This is a genomic window from Vibrio sp. HI00D65 (assembly GCF_001635455.1).
Taxonomy (GTDB): domain Bacteria; phylum Pseudomonadota; class Gammaproteobacteria; order Enterobacterales; family Vibrionaceae; genus Vibrio.
On record NZ_LWEH01000019.1, the window covers coordinates 1 to 798 of the forward strand.

Here is a 798-nt window from a genome sequence, read left to right on the forward strand (position 1 = left end):
TTATCCCAAACTGGCCATTAAATGTGATATCTGCCGAAAAATAATCAGCTTTGCTTACAGCAGTTCACGAATAGCGGCTTTAAACACATATCCCTATTGCCCGAAAGACTAGAATAACCATTACAACTACATGGAGGTTATATGCCTAACTCACTCTTTTTTGCCATCTTTGCACTCGCAGGTCTCGCGGCCTGGGTATTTCTTGTTTTTTATCGAAAGCACATGCAAGGCGAGAACGCACAAGAAAAGAAAGTGAACGTCACGGTATTAGATAAACAATCCATCGACCTTCCTGATGCAGAGCCAGGTCAAGAAGACCAAGAGTATTGGATTTATGTTCAGCGCGGTGTGGTTGGTCCGAAACGTGAGTTCCAAGTCGGCATTCACTACTTCCACGCTCTTAACCCGGGTGACAAAGGGACCTTAACTTACCAAGGTAATAAGTTCTTACACTTTGCATTGAAGCGCTAACCCTAGCGCTTCAACCCTTCCTCATCGACATTCAATAGTAAACTAGTATCGAAACGCCTTGGCGCATCGCTAAGGCAATAGCCAACGTGTCTTCTCTGACTTAGAAACGATCCAGCTCATCCACAGTGCACCCGCTCCGCTGATCACTATCCATAATGGAATAACCCAAGCTGGGTGACCTTGGTACCAACCAAACTCTTTCATTGGCCACAAGAAGATTGGGTGCAATAAGTAGATACCCAAACTGTGTTTACTGATGAAGCCAACCACTTGATTGCCTTTGTCTGACAACCCTTCTCCAAAGTAGCGACACAGCATGAACACCAT

Annotated in this window: 2 protein-coding genes; one reads left to right on the forward strand and one right to left on the reverse strand. The window is 45.0% G+C overall.

The window, feature by feature from the left end:
* Positions 1–141: 141 nt before the first annotated feature.
* A complete protein-coding gene (locus A3712_RS05345; protein WP_063522604.1) occupies positions 142–471 on the forward strand; it encodes a DUF2500 domain-containing protein in 330 nt (109 codons plus the stop codon).
* A 69-nt stretch (positions 472–540) separates the two neighbouring features.
* Here the strand turns inward: A3712_RS05345 and A3712_RS05350 are convergent.
* Positions 541–798: acyltransferase family protein (locus A3712_RS05350; RefSeq protein WP_063522605.1), on the reverse strand; the 258-nt coding region annotated here is incomplete at its 5' end.